The following is a 21,475-nucleotide window of genomic DNA, read 5'->3' as shown; positions in this document are numbered from 1 at the left end:
CTATGATTCCGGCTCCCAGCACAAACGCCAAAACAATTGTCACAATCCGATTGGTCCACGCGCTGACGCCTCTGCGCCTCAACCATCCGCGCACAAGCTGAATGACCACACCCATAAATCCATATCCACACATGAGAAACAGCAGGCCCTTCACCGTGCCCCGTCCCACCGATACAGCCGCCGGAATATACATAAAGAGCACTACGGACACCGCCGCTGCCAGAAAGACTGTCTGGCGCGCCCGGGCAAAGCGGCTGCGCCGCTTGGGACAGGGACCGCCCTGCTCCACAGACCGTTTGGCATCCCGATACCACAGGAAATAGGAACATAAAATCGACACTAAATGGCACACCAGCAGCAGTATTAGCAACGCCGCGCCCAACTGAACGCCATCTGCCAAAAAGGACGGAAGGTTTCTTTCCGCCAGCTGAAGCTGCATGGCAAGGTTAAACCCAAACAGAGCTAAAATCAAAAAGCCAGAGGGCAGAAAATTCTTTTTCATGGCCCGGTGGATGGCCTCCAGCTTCACGGCCCCCTCCGTCTCAATGGGGGGCGCATCCTCCCGCAAGGTTGAAAAAATCAGCATCTGATGCCACGCCGCCACAAAATCCCATCCCGCCGCCGCGCAGTATTCCCGCAGGGTTTCCTCGTTTTCCGTGGGTGAGGGATTGAACTCCGAGGACTCGGAAAAATAGGTCACGGCATAGCGCACCCGCGCCGGCTCCGCCCGACGGTACCGCAAGAGATACCCGATTTTCTCCAGCCGCCAACCTTTTGCCGCCATATTTTCCAGATGCTCCTCGATATTTGCATCCTGATAGAACTCATACCACATCAGCGTCCGCTTTGTCTCTCTCATGCTCTTCCCCCTCCTGTGCCATGCTGCCGGTAATCCGCCAGCAGCGTTTCCATCCGATTGGCCTCTGCCAACAGCGCCCGCTCCCCCACCGCCGTAAGACGGTAGCTTCTCCGGCGGCCCTCTACGGCCGTCTCCTCAATCATCTCCGCATTTAGAAAGCTTTCCAGCAGGTTATACAGCGTTCCCGGCCCGATCATCACCCGATCGCCTGTCAACTCCGCCACCCGGGCCATCACGTCCGCGCCGCACAGTTCCTCCCGCAGGGAAAGAAGAATGTAAAACATCTGCTCCGTCAGGGTTTGAAACTTTTCCCGGGCCATTTGCCTGCCTCCCTTTCAAAATCGAATATCGTTATTTAAAATAATAACATCGAATATCGCTATTGTCAACGGGCAATAAAAAAGCGGGAGCATAAAGCTCCCGCCCCAAAGTTCTTCAAAAAGGGTCACGTTTCCTCCGGTCCAACCGCAAAATAGCGCTTAAACCGCTCTGCCGCAAAGCCCTGTACCTCGGCGCAATACTGATCATAGGCCGCCAGCAGCGCCGTGGCTTCCTCGGTCAGGACCGCGCCGCCGCCGTTTTTTCCGCCGGTGACGCTGCTGAGCATTTTGCAGCCGAAAACAGACTCCGCCGTGCGCACGATGCGCCATGCCTTGGAATATGCCATGGCCATGGACGCGGCGGCGGCTCGCAGAGACCGGTACTCCTCCACCCGGTGGAGCAGCGTGGCAATTCCCGGCCCGAAGCCCCGTTCGTCGTCGTCGGAATATAATCTGACCGTCAGTTTTAATTTCAAATATTCGTTCATGCCTGCATCATAGCACAACCTGCTCGCTTCGTCAAACGAGGATTTTGACAATTTGGCCCGACGCACTGCTTTGTAAAAAATGCGACAAAATAAGACATACCCCGTTCAAAACGGTTTCTCAGCGGCAGAAATCGGACCGAAATTTTTCGGCCTATTGCAAACTGTCTTTCAATGGTTTACAATAAATTTAACATCGGTGAACTTTCTTAAATCGCACAAACGGGGAGGAAATATCCATGGAAATCGAAAAGGTCCGCTTGGGCAGGACGGAGCTGCTGGTCACAAAAACAGCCTTCGGCGCGCTGCCCGTTCAGCGTATCAGCCACAGCGACGCAGCGGCGCTGCTGCGCCGCGCCTTTGACGCGGGAATCAACTATTTTGATACCGCCAACGCCTATACCGACAGTGAGGAAAAGCTGGGCGAGGCACTGGGCGACGTGCGGCACGAAATTGTTATCTCCACCAAAAGCGGCGGCAAGGACAAAAAAACTGTGCAGGCCCACATTGAGGAGAGCCTCCGCCGTCTGAAAACCGATTATATCGACCTGTTTCAGTTCCACAACCCGCCCCAGCTTCCGGACATCAACGATCCCGACGGCCCCTTTGCCGCCGCGTTGGAAGCGAAGCAAAAAGGCTATGTCCGCCACATCGGTATTACGAACCACCGTCTGAATGTGGCCCTCGCCGCCGTGGATTCCGGGAATTTTGAGACGATGCAGTTTCCTTTCTGTTATTTGTCTTCCGACAAGGATATTGACCTTACAGCCCGCTGCAAAGCTGCGGATATGGGATTTATCGCCATGAAGGGCCTCTCTGGCGGGATGCTGAACAACGCCGCCGCCTGCTTTGCGTTTATGCAGGGCTATGACAACGTGGTTCCCATCTGGGGCATTCAGCATGAGTGGGAGCTGGACCAGTGGCTGGAGCTGACCCAAAAGCGCCAGAAAATGACCCCGGAGCTTCAGGCGGTCATTGACAAAGACCGCGAGGAGCTTGCCCACAACTTTTGCCGGAGCTGCGGCTATTGCCTCCCCTGCGCCGCCGGAATCGACATTCCTCAGGCCGCCCGGATGGCCATGCTGCTGCGCCGCGCGCCCTATCAGCCCTACATGAGCGACGAGTGGCACGATAAAATGCACAAAATTGAAGACTGCATCCACTGCAACGCGTGCAAGAGCCGCTGCCCCTATGAACTGGACACACCGGCGCTGCTTCAGTCCATGCTGAAGGATTACGACGAGTTTTATGCCCTGCACCACAGCGCCGTATAAAGAACAGAACGGAGAGAATCATGCTTTTTCGAAACGAAGCTGTCAACCTGAAGCTGGAAATTGTCAGCTACGAATTTTCCTCTTCCGCAGGCGCGTCTTCGGAGGACCGCAACTGGCTGGTCCTGCGGGCGACCTATACCCATGACGACGGCCGTGTCATCCGGGAATCCATCAGTTGTTTATCCACCGGCGAACTTCAAGAACTGACCGCCGGACTGAAGGTTCTGCGTTCCGGCATCCGTGACCGCTGGGACAGCGAATTTATCGAGCCGGTCTTCCTTTTTTCCGCGTACAGGGACGAGGAGGAGCGCTATATTATAAATGTCTCCTTTCTCCTGCAAAACACGATGGAAGATATTGACTGCGCCGACGTGGACTGCGTGATGACCGAAGCGGAGCTGAGCGCCCTGATCGAAGAGTTGGACGCTTTGTGCAAAAAATTCCCCCAGCGGGACTGACAACGGCTTTGCTTGCCCCGTCCCGCTCCCCCCTACCGAAATTCTTAAGAAAACGTCCCCGGCGGAAGAGTTTGTCTTCCGCCGGGGACGTTGTTTTTATGGTATGAAGGCCAGGTCCCAAGCGGCAATCTGCGGGGTGCTCATCGGCGCAGGCCGCGTAGGTCTCCGGCAAGGCGTAGGATCGATACGCGGACTCCCGGATTGCCCGAATACCACTTGCGGTGTTCGCCCGTCAACCCGTCAGCCGTGCGCACAGCGCGGCAAAATCTTGAAACGTAAGTTGCTCTCCCCGCACGGTTTCGGAAAGCCCAGCCCCACGGATGGCCTCCAACAGCTCCTCCTTGGGCCGCCCCAGCGCGGAGGCCAGACTGTTTGCCAGCGTTTTTCGCCGCAGGGCGAATGCTCCCCGCATCAGGCGCAGCAGCAGCGCCTCGTCTTCCGTCTCCACCGGGGGCTTTTCCCTTCGGACGCAGCGCACCACGGCGGACGTTACCTTGGGCGCGGGATAGAATTTCTCCGGCTCCACGGAAAAGAGATATTCCGGTTCCATATAATACTGCAAAAACAGGGAGAAAGCGCTTCCCTCCCTGTTCCCCGGAGGCGCGCAGATTCTTTTGGCTACCTCCCGCTGAATCATCACGGTGAACTGTCGGATTTCCTTTGTCTCCACGAATTTTGTCAGAACCCGCGTGGTGATGTTATAGGGCAGGTTGGCGCAGGCCATCACCGGCAGTCCGCTGAACTTCTCCCGAAGCAAAGCGTCCAGTTCCAGCTTCATCACGTCGCCGGAGACGACCTCCACATTGGGGTAAGGCGCCAGCGTCTCCTCCAGCACCGGAAAGAGAGACCGGTCCAGCTCTACGGTCACCACTTTTCCCGCTCTTTGGGCCAGCTCCACCGTCAGCGGCCCCACACCGGGGCCAATCTCCAAAACACCCCACTCCGGCGACGCACCGGAGGAATCCGCGATATCCCGTGGAACAGTGGGGTCAATCAGGAAATTCTGGCCCATTGACTTTGAAAAACGGAAGCCGTGCCGCCCCAGCAGATCCCGCAAATCGTTCAGATTACAAAGATTCAAAAATATTCCGCCTTTCCGCGGGACACAGCCCGCAGCCACGCATAAAAAGCCTTGCAAAAGTTTGCCGCCAGAGCGGTAAACTATACGTAAATGACTTTCGGCGCGACGTGTACCCAAAACATTCTCACATACCGCAAGAGCGCAAGGGAACCGCCAAAGGCGGTCCCCTTGCCCATGCCGTTACACCGCGGCCTTATAATTATTCAGCCTCGGATATTTTAAAAGCACCGTTACTGGACCCTGCGGGGCAAAACCTGCATCTGTCCGCTGATGCCCGCGCCGTTTTCAATGGAAATGCTGGCCGCCTCCAAATCGCCCTCGATATAGGCGCTGCCGCTGACCTGCACATGGCCGCTGACCTGCACGTTGCCCTGAATGCTTCCGGAGCAGTTCAAATCCTTGCCGGTAATGTTGCCGATGACCTTGGAATTGCTGTCAATCCGAACGCTTTCGTCGGCGTGCACGTCGCCCTGCACCTCGCAGGAAACCAGCTCCGCCACCCGTGCACTCAAATCTCCGGCCAGCTTGGTGCGGATGGTCACGGTTCCATTGGCACGGATGTCGCCCTGAAATTCGCAGTCCATATCCACATCGCCCTGCGCGGTCATGTTGCCCACAAAGGTGGTGCCTGCCGCCAGAATGGTCTTCTGCACGGGCGCGGAGGGCATTGCCCTGTTGTAGGACGGCTCCGTGGTATAGGGCACGGCGGCGGCAAAGGGGTCCGGTGCGGAGATCTCGGGCACAATCGGCTCCGGCGCGGGAGGAGCGGCAAAGCCGCTTTCGGGCGCAGCCGACTCCGCAGGGGCAAACATCTCGTCGGACATATAGGGCTCCGACGGGGCCGCCATCACCGGCTCCGCAGCGGGAGCCTCGGCTCTGCCGTCTCCGCCAACTCCAAACATCTCGTTCATGGCCTTGCTGAAATTATCCTTTTTCATCTGCACTCAAATTCCTTTCTCTACTCTGGCGCTGTCCCGGCCAAAGGCTTTTTTCGCTGTACCATTCAGCGTTTGTCACCTTTCCTGCGCGCACGTTTGTCAGTCGGGCTGATAGTCGGTGTAATTGAACAGCATTGGGCGCACCTCCCGCGTGAGAGGGGCAAGGGTAAAGCCCTGATCCCGCAAACCGTCAATTACTCCGGCAAGGGATTCCACTGTACTGTCCTTGCTGGGTGCGTCGTGCATCAGCACGATTCCCCGGGAAAACGCCGGAGCATTGTCCAGAATATTGGAGGTAATTTTCTTGGGAGATATGTAATTGGAGGACGCGTCTCCGCTGGACAAATTCCAGTCGTAGAATACAAAGCCTCTGCGCAGCATTTCCGCCACGATTTCCCGATACACCGGGTAATTATAGGCGTTCACACTGCCGCCGGGAAACCGGAAAATAGTAGGTGCCTGACCGGTGGCCTCCTTAATCGCGGTAAACTGTTTATAAAAGTCATCGAGAAACGCCTCTACCGACGCGTAAATCTCATGATACTGGTGGGTATAGCTGTGCATCCCCAGCGTGTGGCCCTCGCTTACAATGTCTCGCATCCACTGGCGCTGTTTCTCCGAGCTGCCGCCCACCACAAAAAAAGTGGCTTTGACATCCTTGTTCCGCAAAACCGTCAGCAGCAGCGGCGTATTGGAGGAGGGGCCGTCGTCGAAAGTGAGGTACATGGTCCCGTCGTCCTGTACCGCCGGGCCGAGGGGATCGGTCACGTAAAAATCGGGATACAGCTCCTGATAATACAGCGGGTCCGACTTTACCACCCGGTCCGCCACCGAACCGGCCCAGATACGCTCCTGCGCAAGCTTCTCCTCCGCCATCTGATCGTATTGGGTCTGAAGCTCCGACAAAGACGCACTGAGGGCCGCCCGTCGTCCTTCCTCCTCTGCCAGAGCCGTCTGTCCATTCCTCCAGAAGAAAACAGCCAGCACGGAAGGAATCACTATGGCAACGATCACTACCGCGAGAATCATATTTTTAAAAAACTTGACGCTGCCGAAATATGGCGCTCTCTCCGCCAACGCGCTTTCCGTGTCCAATTGCTCCGCCGGGAGAAGCAACTCTTCTTCTTTGCGCTCTTCGACGGGTTCCGTCTCCGGCGCTCCGTAAGTCATTTCGCCTTCTTCGGGCAGATCGCTGACAGGCTCTTCCGTTACGGGAGCGCTTTCCGCTTCGGATAACTCCTCCGTTTCGGAAACGCCCTCTTCAGTCAAGCCATGCGCCTGATCCTGCGGTGCGATCTCCTCCGCCCATTCGTTTTCCGCATCCTCTGCCGGAAAAGGTTCCTCCTCCGTCTCCAAATCGGCGCCGCTGTCCACCCGCTTCGTTACTCTCATTTCCCCGGGAAATTTCAACGTTTTGCCGTGGGACTGCTCCTCCTCCAAATCGCTGTCGGCAAAGGCTCCCTGTGCCAATTGCTTCATCCGGCCCTCCTTCCCGCGCCGCACGCCCCGATAAAAGGCCCGCCGCTCTGGGAATTTACACACATTTTCATAAATCCGCCTAAAGATCACCGCGCTTACAAGCACCAAAGGCTCTCAACAGCGGCGTTTTTTCACCTGACCGGACAGTGCACCGATGCGGCGCAGCCTGTTCCCAACTGCCCGGGAAAGGGATAAAAAAGCAGATAAATCTCTATTTCGCGTCTGTTTCTGAGCCATTATAACATGCCTTTTTGTTTTTTAAAAGTCTTTGTCCAAAAAAAATGGTAACTTCTGTCGCTTTTGGTCGATAAAAACGCCCGTTCCCGGACGCAAAGCACCCGCCTCACCGAAAATCCGGCAAGGCGGGCGCTTTTATTCTCTGAAGAGCTGTTAGTCCAGCACGTACACCGTTGCGGCGCGGCGACCAAACTCAATACACTGCCGATAGGTGTCGAAATACAGGTCCACGGTGTTTCCACGGACACCCGTATCCTCAGCCACGGCCATGCCGTAGTTCACCTTGCCGTCGGCGGTGACAATATACAGACGAGTTCCCAGGGGGATCACCTTCCGGTCAACGGCCACCACGCCCACCCGCACAAAGGTGCCGGTGGCGGTGCAGGTGTCGGCCCCGCCGTAGCCGCTGGTATAAGCCGTTGCGGTCATGGACTTGACCGCAGAAAAGCTAGAGACGGCGCCAGAGGCAAAGGTCAGTGTGCCGCTTCCGTCTGCGTTTTTCTCAATATTCACCACAGGGTCGGCATTGCCGGGTCCCCCTGCGGCGGGGGCAACGCCCACATGAACCACCTCGTCCACGGCGGTGGATTCCTCCGACACCAACTGGCGGGAAACCCGCTCGCCGCCGGAATACGTCACCTCGTACACTGCGGTGCGGATGCCATCCGCGCCGGACTGGACCACCTTCCGGGTCCCGGCCGCCAGAGTGGAATCCTCCACCTCCACCGTCTGGTACGAGACGTCCTCCGCCACCCGCTCGTAGTGAGTCAGTTCAGAGGACACCGTCAGCGTCAGTCCCGCGTCCTTCAAATCCACGGCCACCATCTCCAGCGGCCCCGGAACGGTGTGAACCCGGTCAAGAAGCTGCGAAACGGTTTCCTGCCGGGAGGTGGTGGAGACGGACGCGCCGTCGTAAAGCACCGTTACGGGCCAGCCGACGGCCAGCGTCAGCTCAAAGCCGGCGGCGTTTGTGCCGATATACACCATCTGAGAGGAAAAATCCGCCACGTCGGCGCCCGCCTCCAAAACAATGGTGGCGTCCTCCCCGTCGGTGAGGATATACAGCGCAGAAGCCCGTTCCGCGGTGAACCAACAGACGGTCAGAACCACCGCCGTCACAGTGACAAGCGAGATCAGCCGTCCAGCCGCGCTTTTCGCGCGGGAAAGCAGTTGCAAATCCAAAACAATACCTCCTGAGAATCGTTTCCATTCCGAATTTTCCCCGATTTGGAAAACGTTTATACGTCTTCCTACTTCGCGGAAAACACTTTGTAACTTTTTGTTACCAAATGAAAAACTGGGCTTAGTATACTCCACTTTCCCACCCTTGTCAAGTTTATGCGGTGTTAAGGCAAGTAGTGTCCCCACTTTCGCCCAAAAACTCCCTAAAATGACTGGATAATTTTGGATGCATTGAGATGCAACAGTAACAAAATATCTACAAAAATAAATAAAAGAAACAGAGTTGAAATCCTGCGGGAAAACCACTCCGCCGCAGCGAAAAAAGCCACCGGCGGCAGGCAATAATTATGTTTCATCAAAGGACAATGTGTGCTATACTATCCTCGGTATCCCAATTGTTAAAAAGGTTTGGAGGGGGGCTTTATGCACATTTCACAGGCAACCATGGAGGACTATGACGGAATCGTAGCCCTGCACCGTGCGTATCATACGGACTTTATCCGTCCAGAGGACCGGCCGGACGGCTTTGTCACCACAAATTTTACACCGGAGCAGCTTAAGGCATTGATCACGGAGCAGCGGGGCGTGACCGTGGCGAAGGATGATGCAGGAAAGGTGATGGCATACGCCACCGCCGCCTCCTGGGACTTTTGGGCCCAGTGGCCCCTGTTCACCCACATGATCGGACAGCTTCCCCTGTATTCGTTGAATGGGCGTACATTGTCGGTGGAAAACTCCTATCAGTACGGCCCGGCGTGTCTTGACAAAGCCGTGCGCGGCACGGGGCTGTTCGCACAGCTTTTCCATGCGTCGCTGGCCGGTATGAAGGACCGATACCCTGTGATGGTGACCTTTATCAATCAGATCAACCACCGTTCCTATGCCGCCCACACCAAAAAGGTTTCTCTGACCCAGCTTGGAACCTTTGAGTTTAATCAAAACAATTATTATTTCATGGCTTGTGAGACGGACGCAAAAGAAACGAGCAGCTTATAAAACAATTCAGTAAAGGCGGAAACTACTATGAGACACGGAAAAACCCCATTGCTTTTCACAACGGCGCTGCTGACCCTCAGCCTTTTGACGGGCTGCGGCGGCTCGGGCAAACCATCTTCGCCGGGCGGCAGCAGCGTCGGCTCCGCTTCATCGGGAGCGGAGGCAGCCGCTTCCTCCTCTTCGGAAACGAAGCCGGGCGCACAGACAGCGGAATTTTCCTTCTCTGATATTTCAGAGCTGGAATTTTGGTTCGGAAGCGGTGCAGGCGCATGGCGCACGGTGCTGTATGTCGCGGACGACGGCTCCTTTGAGGGGCTTTACACCGACTCCGACATGGGCAGTACGGGAGACAATTATCCCAACGGTATCTGCTACAGCTCTGAGTTTACGGGAACCTTTACAGCGCCAAAAAAAGTGGACGAGTACACCTATTCCGTTGAGATTCAGGACCTCACCCTGTCCAAGGACCCCGGAACGGAGGAAGTCCGGGACGGAATCAAGTATCTTTACAGCGAGCCCTACGGACTGGATGACGCCAAGGAGTTGCTGTTCTACCTGCCGGGCGCTCCGGTAAAGGACCTGCCGGAGGGCTACCTTAGCTGGGCCCGCGGCTATGGCGACGCCATCGAGGAAACGCTTCCCTTCTACGGACTTTATAACGTAGGCGGCGATCAGGGCTTTTCCAGTCATCCGCGGAGCTGAGTTACTTTCTTAAACCCCGGCGCGTACCGATTCTGGTACGCGCCGGGGTCTTTTTGTGCAAAAACGCGCCGTGGCAGGCCTACCACGGCGCGTTTTTGCGCTTTTTCTATTTCTTTATGCAGGTATGGGCAACATTACCCGATAAATTCCTGCGTCCAGTAGTTGCCGTCCGCCACATAGCCCACGCCGATCTGGGTGTAGGAGGCGTTCAAAATGTTGGCTCTGTGCCCGGAGGAGTTCATCCAGGCGTTCATCACCGCTTCGGGCGTGGAATAGCCCATGGCAATGTTTTCACCGGCGGTGCGGTAGCTGATCCCAAAGGTCTTCAGCATATCAAAGGGAGAGCCGTAGGTGGGGCTTTCGTGGGCAAAGTAATTTTTGTCGTGCATGTCCTGAGACTTGGCGCGGGCTGCTGCAGACAGCTCGGTGCTCAGTGTCAGGGGATTCAGGCCGTTGGCCGCGCGCTGCTGGTTGACCAGATCGGCCACCTGCTGCTCAAAGGTCTGATTGTCGGCCGTGGAGTTGTCGGTAGAGCCGGAACCACCCTGATTGGAAGAGCCGTTCTGACCGGACTGTCCGTTGCCGGTGGAGGGAGTCTGATTATTTCCGGTGGGCTGGGTGCAATTGCCGGACTTATCGCAGGTGGTGGTGCAATTGCCGGTTGTGTCGCAGTCGGTGATGCAGTTGCCTGCCTGCGTGCAGTTAGTGTTGGAGTTGCAGTTAGTGTTGGAGTTGCAGTTGGTGTTGGAGTTGCAGTTGGAGTTAGAATTGCAGTTGGTGTTGGAATTGCTGTTTTTGGACTGATTGCAATTGGAACCGGAGTTCAGCACGTTGGAGTCAATCCCGCACTGCTTCAAAAGATCGCTGACGCTGGAAGGAAGCGTCTGCCCGGAGCCATTGGAGGTCAGATTCCCCAATAGTGACTTCAGGTTGGAACTGCAATTCGAGTTAGAAGAATTGTTGACATAGGTACTAAGAACATTGTTTACGTTCTGGAAAGCGGCGGACCGGCCGGAGCCGCTTGGGCAGGACGCACCCGGCAGGGTCCGCGCAGAAGCGCTGACCGCCAGGCCCACTGCAAGGATCGCGGATGTAAGGGCAACGCTGAGTGTTTTTTTCAAATTTTTCATTTTGTTACCTCCTTGCATCCTATTGTAACCGCTTTGTTACCATTTACAATCTATAAATGTTTCCACTTCTCCCAAGGTATGGAAGCGGGCCTTGTATCCGCCTCATACGAGGAGGTTTGCAGGCTGGGAAACAGCCCGCTCCGGCATATTTTTTTGAAAATTGGGAAAATAGGGCCTTTTGCACGCGCTTATACCTCGTCTAAAAACGAGAATGAAGTCACTTTTTCGCCCTTATATTCAAACTCAGCGGAATGCGCATACACGCCGAAAAATTTCTGAATGTTGGCATCCGTCATCACCCGGTTTGTGTTGCCGGTAATATAGTCTCCCTCGCCCAGCAAAAAGCACCGCTGCGCAATGCGCAGGGCGTGGTTCGGATAATGGGTATTGAGAATACAGGCAATGTTTTCCTCGGCTGTAACGGCTTGAATCAGCTTTAGCAGCCGGATTTGATTGCGAAAATCCAAATGCGATTCCGGCTCGTCCAGCACCAGAAGCTTTGGTTCATTGATGAGCGCACGGGCGATGTACACCAGTTGAAGCTGACCGCCGCTCAGCTCGTTGCAGGGGGAGTCCCGCAGTTCATAAATCCCTGTTTTGTGAAGCATCTGGTCCGCCAGTTCATAGTCTCCCCTGCTTGGCGATGCAAAAAAGGAGCTGTGCCCCGCCTTGCCGAATACGACCATGTCCCGCACGGAGTAGTCAAAGGAAACCCGGTGGGCCTGTGGCACATAGCCGATTTCCTTTACGGGCCTGTTTTTTTTGCTTAGCCTGCCGACCACCGTGGAATAGCCGCTATCCCAGTTCAGAATGCCGACAATGCATTTGATCAGCGTGGTTTTTCCGATACCGTTTCTCCCCATCACCGCCATCACCTGCCCGCCGTCTAAGGAAACGTTGATATTTTGCAGGAGCGGCCTCCCCTTCGCATAGGAAAAGCAGCCGTCCCGCACCTCCAGAATTTTTTCCATTCGCTCACCCTTCCTTTCTTCCGCGGCGATAAATCACCGCGAAAAACGGCGCGCCGATCAGGGCGGTGAGGATTCCCACGGGAATCTCGGCAGAGGTCAGGTTTCTTGCGGCGGTATCCACCAGAATCATAAAGGCCGCCCCGATCAGGGCGGAGGCGGGCAGGAGATGCCCGTGATTCACCCCCACCAGCCTGCGGCAAATATGGGGGATTACAAGCCCCACCCACCCGATGACCCCGGCAACGGTGACGCTGCCTGCCGTGGTCAGCGTGGCAAATAAAATCACCAGCCAACGGGTGGTGTGGGGATTGATTCCAAGGGTAAAGCAGTCCTCGTCGCCAAGAGAGAGAAGGTTGATTTTCCAGCGAAGCATCAGCAATCCAAAAATGCCTCCCGCAATGGGCACAAAGGCAATCCCGATGTCCCGATAGGTGACATTTGCAAAGCTGCCCATCTGCCAGAAGGTGATGGCAGGAAGCGTTTCAGAGGAGTCGGCCACATACTTAATCAGCGAGATGAGTGCCGAAAAAATGGATGACACAATAATCCCGCCCAGCACCACCGACAGCGTTCCCCCGCCCTTTTTTGTCCCCGCCAGCAAAAATACCAGCAGCACGCTCAACAGCCCCGCCAGCAGGGAAAGCACCGGCGTAAACATGCCCAGCCCCCCGGTAAGCAGGATGCCCAGCGCCGCGCCAAAGCCCGCGCCGGAACTGACGCCCAGCAAATCCGGGCTGACCAGCGGATTTTGAAAGGTGCCCTGCAAGGCGGAGCCGGATATGGATAATCCGGCTCCGACCATTGCGGCTAACATAATTCTCGGAATGCGCACGTTGAAAATGACAAAGGCGGCGGTTTCCATGGTGCTGTCCACGCTGCCGTGCAGCTTTGCGGAGAAAATGGCCGCAAGCTCCGACAGGCGGATGCCGTATTTCCCCAGCGATATTCCGGCAACCACCGCCCCCGCAAGCAACAAGGCGCCAAGCAGCATCGTTTTGCGATAGCCTGCGTGATGGGCGGTTCTCATATTCCGGTGGCTTCCCGATAGTCCAGAATGGAGTCAAGCTCCCCCTCGGTCAATTCAAGACTGTAATTCCGCTGATAATACTCCCTGATTTCCGTGCGCACCTCATCGTCGCTCACAAGCTCCGGGTATGCCTTGGAAACCAGCCACAGGGGAAAGAGCGGCGAATCCGCGCAGGGCGTGACCCATGCATAGGTGGTTCTGGGCACGTCAAAAATCTGCTTGTTTTTCCAGGCGCTCAGCAGCGACCAATCCTGCCCCTCAATGGAATTATCTAGGATATAGCTTGCCGGGGCATCCTGAAAGCACATGATAAAATCCGGGTCCCACTGGTAAATCTGCTCCATGCTGACCTCGCCGGTGCCCTCAATGGACGCGGCAGCGTTCTCAATTCCGCTCAGGGCAAAGAAGCTCTGGGCCCAGCCGTCAAAGGAGTCCGATCCCATGACCATCAGGCTTCCGGCCTGATTCAGCTTGATGCAAAGCCCCGTTTTCTTCTCGTCTCCCACCTGCGCAAGAAGCTTTGCAAGCTTTGCGTTGGTGGCGTCCCATTCCTGCTGGATACCCACGGAGGTGTCCGTGCCCAACAGCTCTCGAATCTGCCCGTCCCACGCAACCGACATTGTCTCCGGGCTGTTCACGCCCTTCATCAGAAAGTCCACCGCCGGAATCGCAAGACCCTCAATGCCCTTTTTCTGGAAATCCCCGTAATAGAAAATAATATCCGGCTCAAGCGCCAGCAAGGACTCGGTATTCACGGCGAAATTCACATCCACAAAGGAGGATTCCACCGACTGCCAATTTGGAAACGCCTTTTCCACAATTTGCGGATTGGAGGTCAGGAAGGACCGGGCGTTGATGCCCACAATCATTTCGGTATCGGGCACGGCCCCAATGACAAAGGACATGAGGGGCGGGCTTAAAATGACAATCTTCCGGATATCAGCAGCAGCGGGAACGGTGACCTGATGCCCGCCAAGGTCCGTGATGGTTCTCGGCTCCCCGGGCGCGGCGCTTTCCGCCGCTTGGGACGAAGCTGCGACTCCGGACGCGCCTGACGAGGCGGGCATCTGCCCGCAGGCTGCCAGCGACAGGCAGAGGGTGGCCGTCAAAACGGCGGCAATCAATTTGCTGTTCATGTACAATTTCTCCTTAATAATAATTAAGATGTTCTGAATGATTTTTCAGAAGCCTTAGCAGATGCTTTGCAAGAAAAAAAGACGCAGGCATAATAAAACAAACACGTTTGTTTTATCAGCACTGCGTCTTAGCGTCTGGCTGTGGGACAACGGAAACCTTCCGGTCGCGTAGATTGATCAAGCTTTCCCGTTTACATTTGGGGCAGAAGAGAGGCAAACGGATCAGCACCGTATCCCCCCGAATCCTGACACGCGTTTTCTGTCCGCACAGGGGACAGCATACCCATTCGTTCTGTTCCATTCGGAAACCTCATCTACGCCGCCTACGCATGGTTTTTAATCAGGCCGATGGCATGGTTTAAAAATCCGTTGATGGCGGCCAGCTTATCGCCGGGCATATCCGCAAGGAATGCAAACAGAGCCCTGTCGTTTTCGTCGTGATAGCATTCGTGGGCCCGGTAGGCCGTCTGCCCTTTGTCCGTCAGGTACAGCAGGGCGCGCTTTTTATCTGCGGCGTCATCCTCTCTGCGAATCAAATCCCGATCCGCCAGCTTTTGCAGACTTTTATGAACCACGGGCCGGGTGATTCCGAATTTCCGCGCCAGCTCGGCACTGTGAATCCCCGGAAAATCACCGATCATTTTCAGAATGTGGATTTCTCCCCGATAGAAAGTCATCTCCTCACTGCCAAAGTTCAGGACGTTGGTCCGGCTGTTGGCAATGCGCTCATTCAACTCAATAAAGGAACGAATAACGTCTTCGGAGGAAACAGTTTCTTCCGCGCCTCCCTTTCGGTAAAGCCGCCCTTCGTATCGGTCGGCCCCCACGGCTTCCATGGGGGTCAGCCCCGCGTTTTTCACCGCCTTCGCAAGCGCCTCCCCGTCGGGCGGGAGCGGCAGACCATCCAAAAAGCCGGACAGCCAGCCCACCATATTGGGCGGCACACCGTCCTCCTCATCCCCAAACTGCCCCACAATTAGCAGTTTTCCATCCTCCGCAAGGCTTGCCGACAGCTTGCCGATGAAGTCCGACAGGTCGCCGCGCACAAAGTTCAGAATACCGGAAGCAACGATTACATCGTATGGGCCGCCGAGGGAATCTGTATTAAAATCCCCGGCAATAACCCCCACCTGCCCTTCCTTATTATGCTCCCGCATAACTTCCTTCGTAACCTCCGCCACATCCGGCGCTTCAAAAATCACCGCCCGGCTGTTTGGAAACTGCTTCGTAAATTCAATTCCCAGAATCCCGGTTCCCCCGCCCAGATCCAGCAGGCGGAGCGGGCGAAGCGGGTCGGGATACAGTGCGGCCATCTGCTTTAAAAACGCCTGCACGCGCCCGGTGTACAGCTCGGGAATGGACACCCTCGCCATTTCAGAAAAATCGTAAGCCGGTTTGGGCAGGGCTTCGGGGGACTTCACCTTTTCCTCAAGCTGCGCCAGCGAGGTCATGTTCTCCCGGAACAGCAGGGCGTCCCCCAAAAACACATTGCTGTTTCTGGACAAATAGTCCTTCGTTTCCGGTGTGTTCATGTAATACTCCCCAAGCTTTCCAAGCCAGCCGCAGGAAGTCAGTGTCAGCAGCAGAAGCCGAACCTGACAGGGGTCGCAGTCCAGCGCCTTGGCAACATCCTGCGCAGTCTGCGGCGTGTCCAGATGGGAAAATACATTGAGGCGAATGGCCGCGAACAGCAACTGCGCCTCCTGATACCGGCGCATCGTTTCATAGTATCGGCCCGGGCTGTTTTCTGTGTGATACGGCATTTCAGCGTGCCTCCTATATGCGTTTGGTTAGTTGCAACTAAGCTCTTTGTTAGTATAGCATACATACAAAATCAATGTCAAGACAACAAATAAAAAACTGCGCAAATTTTATAATATTCAGCCGGGATAAGCTCTCTGTTCCGTGAAAAGGCGGACGGTTTTAAAACCGTCCGCCCGTTGCAGCGTCTTATTCCCGGGGCGTTTTGTTGATTCCAGCACCGGCAAGCGTCTTGCGCGACCCCATGTGCTGATACCGACTGTGGACTCTACACATTTCCGCCGCCGTTTTCCGCCGGAATCTACTCATCCAGTCAATTTGGCACTCACGCGCCCTTTCGGCTCCAGCCCCGGCTGTTTTCCCGCGCCGTAACAAATTGTTTGTAGATCCCCGCCTGCTCCATCAGTTCGTTATGGGTTCCCTGCTGGGCAATCCTCCCGCCGGCGATCACCAGAATTTCATCCGCGTTGCGGATCGTATTCAGGCGGTGGGCGATGACCAGCAGGGTTTTCCCTTTGCACAGCTCGCTGATGGCCTCCTGAATATAGCTCTCATTGTCCGCGTCCACGCTGGCGGTGGCTTCATCCAAAATGACAATGGGTGCGTCCTTTAAAATGCAGCGGGCAATTGAAATCCGCTGCTGCTCACCGCCGGAAAGACTGGCGCCGCCCTCACCCACCACGGTGTCAAACCCTTCGGGCAGGGCCATAATAAAGTCATAGCAGCGGGCTTTTTTTGCCGCTTCCATCACTTCCTCCCGGCTGGCCTCCTGCCTGCCGATGCTGATATTATTGTATATAGTATCTTGAAACAGGTAGACCCGCTGAAACACCATACTAATCTGGTCCATCAACTCGCTGAGGGGAACCGTCCGGATATCCTGACCTCGCACCAGAATTTTTCCCGCCTTTACGTCCCAAAAGCGGGCCAGCAGGCTTGCAATGGTGGATTTTCCGCCGCCCGACGGGCCGACCAGCGCCAGCATCCGGTTTTTGGGGAGGTCGAAGGACACATTTTGCAGGACGTTTTTCTCGCCGTAGGCAAACGTGACGTCTTCAAACTGCACCTCGGGCGCGTCGCTTTGTGCGGGAATGTGGTTTGCGCCCGTGTCGGGCAGTTCCTGCTCCCGGAACACTTCCTCAATGCGATCCATACAGCTATTCATGACGGTGAGCCGCGCACTCTGGCTGTACAGTGCTTTCAGGGGGCCGAACAGGTCGAACACAAAGAGCATGGTGCCCACCAGATAGGTCACGCCCAGCATGCCCTTAAAATACAGGAACACGGAAAGACCGACAACAAAGGTGGTTCCCAGCCCGTAAATAAGATTTAGCCCTCTCTGCCACGGGGTATGATTTTCCTCAAACGCAAGACTGGCACGGCAGGTCTCCTCAAAGCTGCCGGTAAGCGTTTTGGACTTTTCCCCCAGCAGGTTGTAAGTCTTGATGATGCCGATCCCCTCGGTGAAGTCCAAAACGGACTCGGTGAGGTTTTCAAGCTGCGCCTGCCGGATGTGGGAATCCTCCACCGCTTCCTTTTTAAGGCCCCGGCCCAAAAGCGTAATCAGCACAACGACAATCAGTCCCGCCAGTCCAATCCATACATTGAAGAAAAAGAGGAACGCCACCAAAATGCCTTGTGCAAAGAGATAGCTCATCAAATCGGCCAGCACGGCCATGCAGTTTTCCTCAATAAATACCATTTCCGTTGAGAGTACCGAGCTGATTTTTCCGATGTTGCCCTCCGTGAAATAGCCCATGGGCATTTTCCGCAGGTGCGCGCCCAGCTCCATCCGCTTGTCGGCAAACAGCAGAAAGCCCGCCGCCGATTGCAGCCGGTCGGCAATGTGGTGGAACAGCATCTGGGCCAAAAGCATGCCAACCAGCGCGACGCCGATTTCAAGGCAGAACTTAGGCGTGGCCGTTCCGTGGTAAAACGCGGCAAGGGTGAAAAAGCCAAGCGCGATGGGTGCGTTTTTGAGGACTCCTTTCAAAAAAGAAAACACGAAGGCCCATGCGATTCTGCCCCGGTATTTTCCGGAGGCATTAAAAATACGACTCATTAAAGCAGTCATCGTGTCTCCTCCTTTGCGGCGCTGACTTTCCATCTGGCGCTTCCCTCGGCGGCCCGCCACAGGGTTTGATAGGCCGGGCAGCGCTCCAGCAGTTCATTATGCGTTCCAGCGTCGGCAAGCCTGCCCGCATCCAGCACGCAGATCTGGTCGGCGTCCATGATGGAATGCAGCCGGTGGGCAATGACTACCACGGTCTTGCCCCGGATTACCTCTGCAATCGCAGCATTCATTTTTTCCTCGTTCTCCGGGTCCATAAAGGCGGTGGCTTCGTCCAGCACCACAATGGGCGCGTCCTTCAAAATGGCCCGGGCCAGCGAAATGCGCTGGCGCTCTCCCCCGGAAAGCTGCTTGCCGCCGTCTCCCGCCAGCGTGTAAATTCCCTTCTCCAGCCGGCTCAAAAATTCGCCGCACTGGGCCTTTTCCGCGGCGGCCAGCACCTGATCATCGGTGGCGCCCGGCCTTCCCAGCCGAATATTTTCCAGAAGACTCATATTAAATAAAAACTGCTCCTGCGCCACATAGGAAATCTGGTCGTTCAGCGCTTCAAGGCGCATGTCCCGCACATCCTGCCCCCCGATTTTAACGGAGCCGCCGGTCACGTCATAAAAATGTACCAGAAGCTTTGCAATCGTCGATTTTCCGCTGCCCGACTCGCCCACCAGCGCGGTGAGGCTGCCTTCGGGGATGTTTAAGGTAATGCCGTGAAGCACCTCCGCTTCCTTATAAGCAAAGCGCACGTCTTCAAACGTCACGCCGTAGTTCTTGCCGGAAAAGGGTTTTTCCGCCTGCTTCAGGGGCGCTTCCTCCATCATCTGCTCCATGTTTGACACCACGAAATTGAGCCGGGCCATGTTGGGGAAAAAGCTCATCACGCGCAGCAGCGGCGCGCCGATTCCAAAGGACATGCACAGCGCCAGCGCCAGATCCGGCAAGGTGGAGTATCCCCGCAAAACGAAGTATGCGCCCACGGGCAACACAAACAGAGCCACGCAGGGCACAAGGCACTCATAAATGGCCATCCACGGCCAGCACATCCTATACCACGCCAGCGTAAAATCACGGTAGCTTTTGATATCAGTTTCGTAACGGTGGTAGGATTCGCCGTCCCGGTTAAATACCTTGACGACCTCCATTCCGTTGATGTACTCTACGATGGTGCGGTTCATCTTATGGGACGCGGCATAATAGTCTCTCATTTTGCCCACGCCGCTTTGGTACATCACCGCCATGGCAAACATTCCAAGAGGCAGAGCCGCCAGCGCCAGCAAGGCCAGCCGCCAGTCCGTCAGAAACAGGCCCGCAAATACCAGCACCGGAATCGTAATGTTAGCAACTCCCTCGGGGATGGCGTGAGCCAGCGGCAGTTCAATGGTTTCGATATCGTCGATAAACAGTTTCTTAATGGAACCCACGCCCTTTTCCTGAATCACGCCAAGCGGCAGGTTTTCCAGCTTGTTTTGCAGGGATAGCCGCAGGTTTTTCAGCGTGTTATAGGCCGCATTGTGGGACAGGGAAAGCCCCCAGATATAAAACACCGCATACAAAACCGTGCTGAGTCCAATTCCTGCCACTCTCCAAATCACATACTCCGCCGAAACGGCTTCCCGCAGGAGCAGCGGCCGGACAATTTGGTAAATAAACCAAAAAGGAAGCACCTGCATTACCATCCCCACCAGCATGGCGGCAATTGCTTTGTAGGTGGTTTTCCGGTACTCGCCCGCATACCCCAGTATCTTTTTGAACAAACAAAACCCCTCCTTTTAAAACACATAGTGGTTAGATATTGCTAACCTCTTGAAGAAATAAAAGCCTCTTTTCATAAAGAGACGGTTCTCCATAGTTATCTATAGCTAACTACACATCTTAATAAAATTCCCTTTCACGAAGGGAATTTTATTCGGCGGTATCGAAGCCCAGCACGGAATACCAGTTAAACAGCCGGCACATCAACTCACAGTGGGCCTCAATCTGCTTGAGCGTATAGTTGTGAATAAACGGCTCGTAAACCGTAGTCCAGAAGGCTGAGAGTAAAATATGCATCTCCTCGATGGAGATGTCAGCCGCAGTCAAGCCCCTGTTTTTTGCCTCCATAAAGTATTCATAGGTCTTAACAGCCATTTCTTCAGAAAAATCATGCTGAAAATTGGCATAGCGGGTTCCCGCCGCACATGAAACCAGCAGCGTAAATCCGTCGTGATACTGGTAGAGGAAGCGGAACCATTCCATCATGCTCTCCCCCATCTCCCACGCCTTTATCAGCGCATCGTCGGATAACGTTTCGGGAGGAACAGAGCTTCTTAATTCCACAAAGTCATACAGTGCCTTCACCGTATCCCCCACCACGGCGCAGAATAAATCCTCTTTTCCTTTATATCGCTTGTACAGCGCCCCGGTGGTCACTCCCGCATCCTCGCAGATTGCTTTTAGAGAAGCCCTTTCAAATCCATGAGCCAGAAATTCCTTTTTCGCACTGTCCAGAATACGTGGATCAATGGTGTGATCCGGCGTTGCCATTTGTGTTGTTCACCTCCCTTGCTTTATTGATAATTATATTATCGATAATGTAATTATCACATTATCAGGCGAAGTTCAATTTGTCAAGCGGTTTTGGATATTCTTCGGCACTTATTTTGGTCACACCGCATTTCACAGCCCATGGGCGCTTGCGGCAACCCGGCGGCTGATGAGCCGCACGCAGCAAAAGCCTGCTCAATTGCCCAATTTGTTCTTAATTTTCGCCTTTCAGGGGGAAATCTTGAAAAAACCCTTGCAATTAGGGGAGCGGCGTGGTATTCTATTCAGGCTACAAAGGGCGGTCCTCTGCCGCGCACACGTCGTTTTGGCGAATGCCATGAATCAGCGGTAAGAACGCCTATAAATTAGGAGGAAAATCCATGGATCTCATTAAGGAACTGAACAAAGAAGCGCTGGCGCAAACGCTGCCCGAGGTCAATGTGGGCGATACCGTCCGCGTTCATGTGAAGGTCAGAGAAGGCTCCCGCGAGCGCATTCAGGTTTTCGAGGGCACCGTCATCGCCAAGAAGCACGGCGGCATCGAGGAGACGTTCACCGTCCGTCGTATCTCTTACGGCGTGGGCGCGGAGAAGGTGTTCCCCGTTCACTCTCCCTCTATCGACCACGTGGAGGTCGTGCGCAACGGTAAGGTTCGCCGTGCGAAGCTTTACTACCTGCGTGACCGTGTGGGCAAGCGGGCCAAGGTCAAGGAGAAGCTCTAAGCCGCAAAAAAGAAGCCCGGCTTTCCGAGGGGACCTTGTTTCCCAAACAAGCGGCGTGACTTTTAACGCTCCCTGCGGAGCGACAAAACGGCAGATCAAATCCCCGGCAGAAATTGCAATGCAATTTCT

Annotated in this window: 21 protein-coding genes; 5 read left to right on the top strand and 16 right to left on the bottom strand. The window is 55.2% G+C overall.

Going from position 1 to position 21,475, the window contains the following annotated elements:
* From B2W96_RS01350 to B2W96_RS01340, 3 genes are all read right to left on the bottom strand, one after another.
* A partial coding sequence (locus B2W96_RS01350; protein WP_293007786.1) for a DUF2812 domain-containing protein occupies window positions 1-859 on the bottom strand: 859 nt, incomplete at its 3' end.
* Window positions 856-1,179, bottom strand: a complete 324-nt coding sequence (locus B2W96_RS01345; RefSeq protein ID WP_293007784.1) for a PadR family transcriptional regulator — start codon at window positions 1,177-1,179, stop codon at window positions 856-858. The genes B2W96_RS01345 and B2W96_RS01350, both read right to left, overlap by 4 nt.
* A gap of 125 nt (window positions 1,180-1,304) precedes the next feature.
* Window positions 1,305-1,667, bottom strand: a complete 363-nt coding sequence (locus tag B2W96_RS01340) for a winged helix-turn-helix domain-containing protein (protein ID WP_293007782.1) — start codon at window positions 1,665-1,667, stop codon at window positions 1,305-1,307.
* 236 nt (window positions 1,668-1,903) lie between these two features.
* Between B2W96_RS01340 and B2W96_RS01335 the strand changes: the two genes are divergently transcribed.
* Together B2W96_RS01335 and B2W96_RS01330 are read left to right on the top strand one after the other, a co-directional pair.
* Window positions 1,904-2,938: an aldo/keto reductase gene (locus tag B2W96_RS01335; protein ID WP_397355206.1), complete on the top strand. Its 1,035-nt coding sequence runs from the start codon at window positions 1,904-1,906 to the stop codon at window positions 2,936-2,938.
* Window positions 2,939-2,958: 20 nt separating this feature from the next.
* On the top strand, window positions 2,959-3,396 hold the full coding sequence (locus B2W96_RS01330) for a WapI family immunity protein (RefSeq protein ID WP_293007780.1): 438 nt from the start codon (window positions 2,959-2,961) through the stop codon (window positions 3,394-3,396).
* Window positions 3,397-3,628: 232 nt separating this feature from the next.
* Here the strand turns inward: B2W96_RS01330 and rsmA are convergent, their stop codons facing one another.
* The 4 genes from rsmA to B2W96_RS01310 form a co-directional block, all read right to left on the bottom strand.
* Window positions 3,629-4,477, bottom strand: coding sequence for a 16S rRNA (adenine(1518)-N(6)/adenine(1519)-N(6))-dimethyltransferase RsmA (gene rsmA / locus B2W96_RS01325; RefSeq protein WP_293007778.1), 849 nt, complete (start codon window positions 4,475-4,477; stop codon window positions 3,629-3,631).
* Between the two features lie 230 nt (window positions 4,478-4,707).
* The gene (locus B2W96_RS01320) at window positions 4,708-5,415 is read right to left on the bottom strand and encodes a bactofilin family protein (RefSeq protein WP_293007776.1); all 708 of its coding nucleotides are present in this window, start codon (window positions 5,413-5,415) and stop codon (window positions 4,708-4,710) included.
* 99 nt (window positions 5,416-5,514) lie between these two features.
* On the bottom strand, window positions 5,515-6,894 hold the full coding sequence (locus B2W96_RS01315) for a polysaccharide deacetylase family protein (RefSeq protein WP_293007774.1): 1,380 nt from the start codon (window positions 6,892-6,894) through the stop codon (window positions 5,515-5,517).
* Between the two features lie 390 nt (window positions 6,895-7,284).
* Window positions 7,285-8,313 carry a G5 and 3D domain-containing protein gene (locus tag B2W96_RS01310; protein WP_293007772.1) on the bottom strand — a complete coding sequence of 343 codons (1,029 nt, stop codon included), beginning with the start codon at window positions 8,311-8,313 and terminating at the stop codon, window positions 7,285-7,287.
* 423 nt (window positions 8,314-8,736) lie between these two features.
* Here B2W96_RS01310 and B2W96_RS01305 point away from each other — a divergent pair, with 423 nt between their 5' ends.
* Both B2W96_RS01305 and B2W96_RS01300 read left to right on the top strand, forming a co-directional pair.
* The gene (locus B2W96_RS01305) at window positions 8,737-9,309 is read left to right on the top strand and encodes a GNAT family N-acetyltransferase (RefSeq protein WP_293007770.1); all 573 of its coding nucleotides are present in this window, start codon (window positions 8,737-8,739) and stop codon (window positions 9,307-9,309) included.
* A gap of 27 nt (window positions 9,310-9,336) precedes the next feature.
* On the top strand, window positions 9,337-10,011 hold the full coding sequence (locus B2W96_RS01300; RefSeq protein WP_293007768.1) for a hypothetical protein: 675 nt from the start codon (window positions 9,337-9,339) through the stop codon (window positions 10,009-10,011).
* Between the two features lie 134 nt (window positions 10,012-10,145).
* On the opposite strand, the gene B2W96_RS01295 is transcribed toward B2W96_RS01300, so the two are convergent.
* The 9 genes from B2W96_RS01295 to B2W96_RS01255 all read right to left on the bottom strand — a co-directional run bounded on the left by B2W96_RS01295 (window position 10,146) and on the right by B2W96_RS01255 (window position 20,624).
* A complete protein-coding gene (locus B2W96_RS01295) occupies window positions 10,146-11,141 on the bottom strand; it encodes a CAP domain-containing protein (protein ID WP_293007766.1) in 996 nt (331 codons plus the stop codon).
* 188 nt (window positions 11,142-11,329) lie between these two features.
* Window positions 11,330-12,112: an ABC transporter ATP-binding protein gene (locus B2W96_RS01290; RefSeq protein WP_293007764.1), complete on the bottom strand. Its 783-nt coding sequence runs from the start codon at window positions 12,110-12,112 to the stop codon at window positions 11,330-11,332.
* Between the two features lie 4 nt (window positions 12,113-12,116).
* The gene (locus tag B2W96_RS01285) at window positions 12,117-13,139 is read right to left on the bottom strand and encodes a FecCD family ABC transporter permease (RefSeq protein ID WP_293007762.1); all 1,023 of its coding nucleotides are present in this window, start codon (window positions 13,137-13,139) and stop codon (window positions 12,117-12,119) included.
* Window positions 13,136-14,275, bottom strand: coding sequence for an ABC transporter substrate-binding protein (locus B2W96_RS01280; protein WP_293007760.1), 1,140 nt, complete (start codon window positions 14,273-14,275; stop codon window positions 13,136-13,138). Before B2W96_RS01280 ends, B2W96_RS01285 begins: the two co-directional genes overlap by 4 nt.
* A gap of 115 nt (window positions 14,276-14,390) precedes the next feature.
* The gene (locus tag B2W96_RS01275) at window positions 14,391-14,576 is read right to left on the bottom strand and encodes a cysteine-rich KTR domain-containing protein (protein WP_293007758.1); all 186 of its coding nucleotides are present in this window, start codon (window positions 14,574-14,576) and stop codon (window positions 14,391-14,393) included.
* A 22-nt stretch (window positions 14,577-14,598) separates the two neighbouring features.
* Window positions 14,599-16,038, bottom strand: a complete 1,440-nt coding sequence (locus B2W96_RS01270; RefSeq protein ID WP_293007756.1) for a methyltransferase — start codon at window positions 16,036-16,038, stop codon at window positions 14,599-14,601.
* Window positions 16,039-16,361: 323 nt separating this feature from the next.
* Window positions 16,362-18,110: an ABC transporter ATP-binding protein gene (locus B2W96_RS01265; RefSeq protein WP_293007754.1), complete on the bottom strand. Its 1,749-nt coding sequence runs from the start codon at window positions 18,108-18,110 to the stop codon at window positions 16,362-16,364.
* Window positions 18,107-19,855 carry an ABC transporter ATP-binding protein gene (locus B2W96_RS01260; RefSeq protein WP_293007752.1) on the bottom strand — a complete coding sequence of 583 codons (1,749 nt, stop codon included), beginning with the start codon at window positions 19,853-19,855 and terminating at the stop codon, window positions 18,107-18,109. Before B2W96_RS01260 ends, B2W96_RS01265 begins: the two co-directional genes overlap by 4 nt.
* Window positions 19,856-20,003: 148 nt before the next feature.
* The gene (locus tag B2W96_RS01255) at window positions 20,004-20,624 is read right to left on the bottom strand and encodes a TetR/AcrR family transcriptional regulator (protein WP_293007750.1); all 621 of its coding nucleotides are present in this window, start codon (window positions 20,622-20,624) and stop codon (window positions 20,004-20,006) included.
* A 380-nt stretch (window positions 20,625-21,004) separates the two neighbouring features.
* Here B2W96_RS01255 and rplS point away from each other — a divergent pair, with 380 nt between their 5' ends.
* Complete coding sequence (gene rplS / locus B2W96_RS01250; RefSeq protein WP_293007748.1) at window positions 21,005-21,346, top strand: 50S ribosomal protein L19; 342 nt, start codon at window positions 21,005-21,007, stop codon at window positions 21,344-21,346.
* Window positions 21,347-21,475: the final 129 nt, after the last annotated feature.

This window comes from Oscillibacter sp. UBA6647 (assembly GCA_002455655.1).
Lineage (GTDB): Bacteria > Bacillota > Clostridia > Oscillospirales > Oscillospiraceae > Oscillibacter.
This window is presented reverse-complemented; position numbering and strand designations above follow the sequence as displayed.

Bases quoted from the DNA above. Each gene is read 5' to 3' on its own strand.
- B2W96_RS01345 (WP_293007784.1), bottom strand. From the start codon at position 1,179: ATGGCCCGGGAAAAGTTTCAAACCCTGACGGAGCAGATGTTTTACATT.
- B2W96_RS01340 (WP_293007782.1), bottom strand. From the start codon at position 1,667: ATGAACGAATATTTGAAATTAAAACTGACGGTCAGATTATATTCCGAC.
- B2W96_RS01335 (WP_397355206.1), top strand. From the start codon at position 1,904: ATGGAAATCGAAAAGGTCCGCTTGGGCAGGACGGAGCTGCTGGTCACA.
- B2W96_RS01330 (WP_293007780.1), top strand. From the start codon at position 2,959: ATGCTTTTTCGAAACGAAGCTGTCAACCTGAAGCTGGAAATTGTCAGC.
- B2W96_RS01320 (WP_293007776.1), bottom strand. From the start codon at position 5,415: ATGAAAAAGGATAATTTCAGCAAGGCCATGAACGAGATGTTTGGAGTT.
- B2W96_RS01315 (WP_293007774.1), bottom strand. From the start codon at position 6,894: ATGAAGCAATTGGCACAGGGAGCCTTTGCCGACAGCGATTTGGAGGAG.
- B2W96_RS01305 (WP_293007770.1), top strand. From the start codon at position 8,737: ATGCACATTTCACAGGCAACCATGGAGGACTATGACGGAATCGTAGCC.
- B2W96_RS01300 (WP_293007768.1), top strand. From the start codon at position 9,337: ATGAGACACGGAAAAACCCCATTGCTTTTCACAACGGCGCTGCTGACC.
- B2W96_RS01295 (WP_293007766.1), bottom strand. From the start codon at position 11,141: ATGAAAAATTTGAAAAAAACACTCAGCGTTGCCCTTACATCCGCGATC.
- B2W96_RS01290 (WP_293007764.1), bottom strand. From the start codon at position 12,112: ATGGAAAAAATTCTGGAGGTGCGGGACGGCTGCTTTTCCTATGCGAAG.
- B2W96_RS01285 (WP_293007762.1), bottom strand. From the start codon at position 13,139: ATGAGAACCGCCCATCACGCAGGCTATCGCAAAACGATGCTGCTTGGC.
- B2W96_RS01280 (WP_293007760.1), bottom strand. From the start codon at position 14,275: ATGAACAGCAAATTGATTGCCGCCGTTTTGACGGCCACCCTCTGCCTG.
- B2W96_RS01275 (WP_293007758.1), bottom strand. From the start codon at position 14,576: ATGGAACAGAACGAATGGGTATGCTGTCCCCTGTGCGGACAGAAAACG.
- B2W96_RS01270 (WP_293007756.1), bottom strand. From the start codon at position 16,038: ATGCCGTATCACACAGAAAACAGCCCGGGCCGATACTATGAAACGATG.
- B2W96_RS01265 (WP_293007754.1), bottom strand. From the start codon at position 18,110: ATGACTGCTTTAATGAGTCGTATTTTTAATGCCTCCGGAAAATACCGG.
- B2W96_RS01255 (WP_293007750.1), bottom strand. From the start codon at position 20,624: ATGGCAACGCCGGATCACACCATTGATCCACGTATTCTGGACAGTGCG.
- rplS (WP_293007748.1), top strand. From the start codon at position 21,005: ATGGATCTCATTAAGGAACTGAACAAAGAAGCGCTGGCGCAAACGCTG.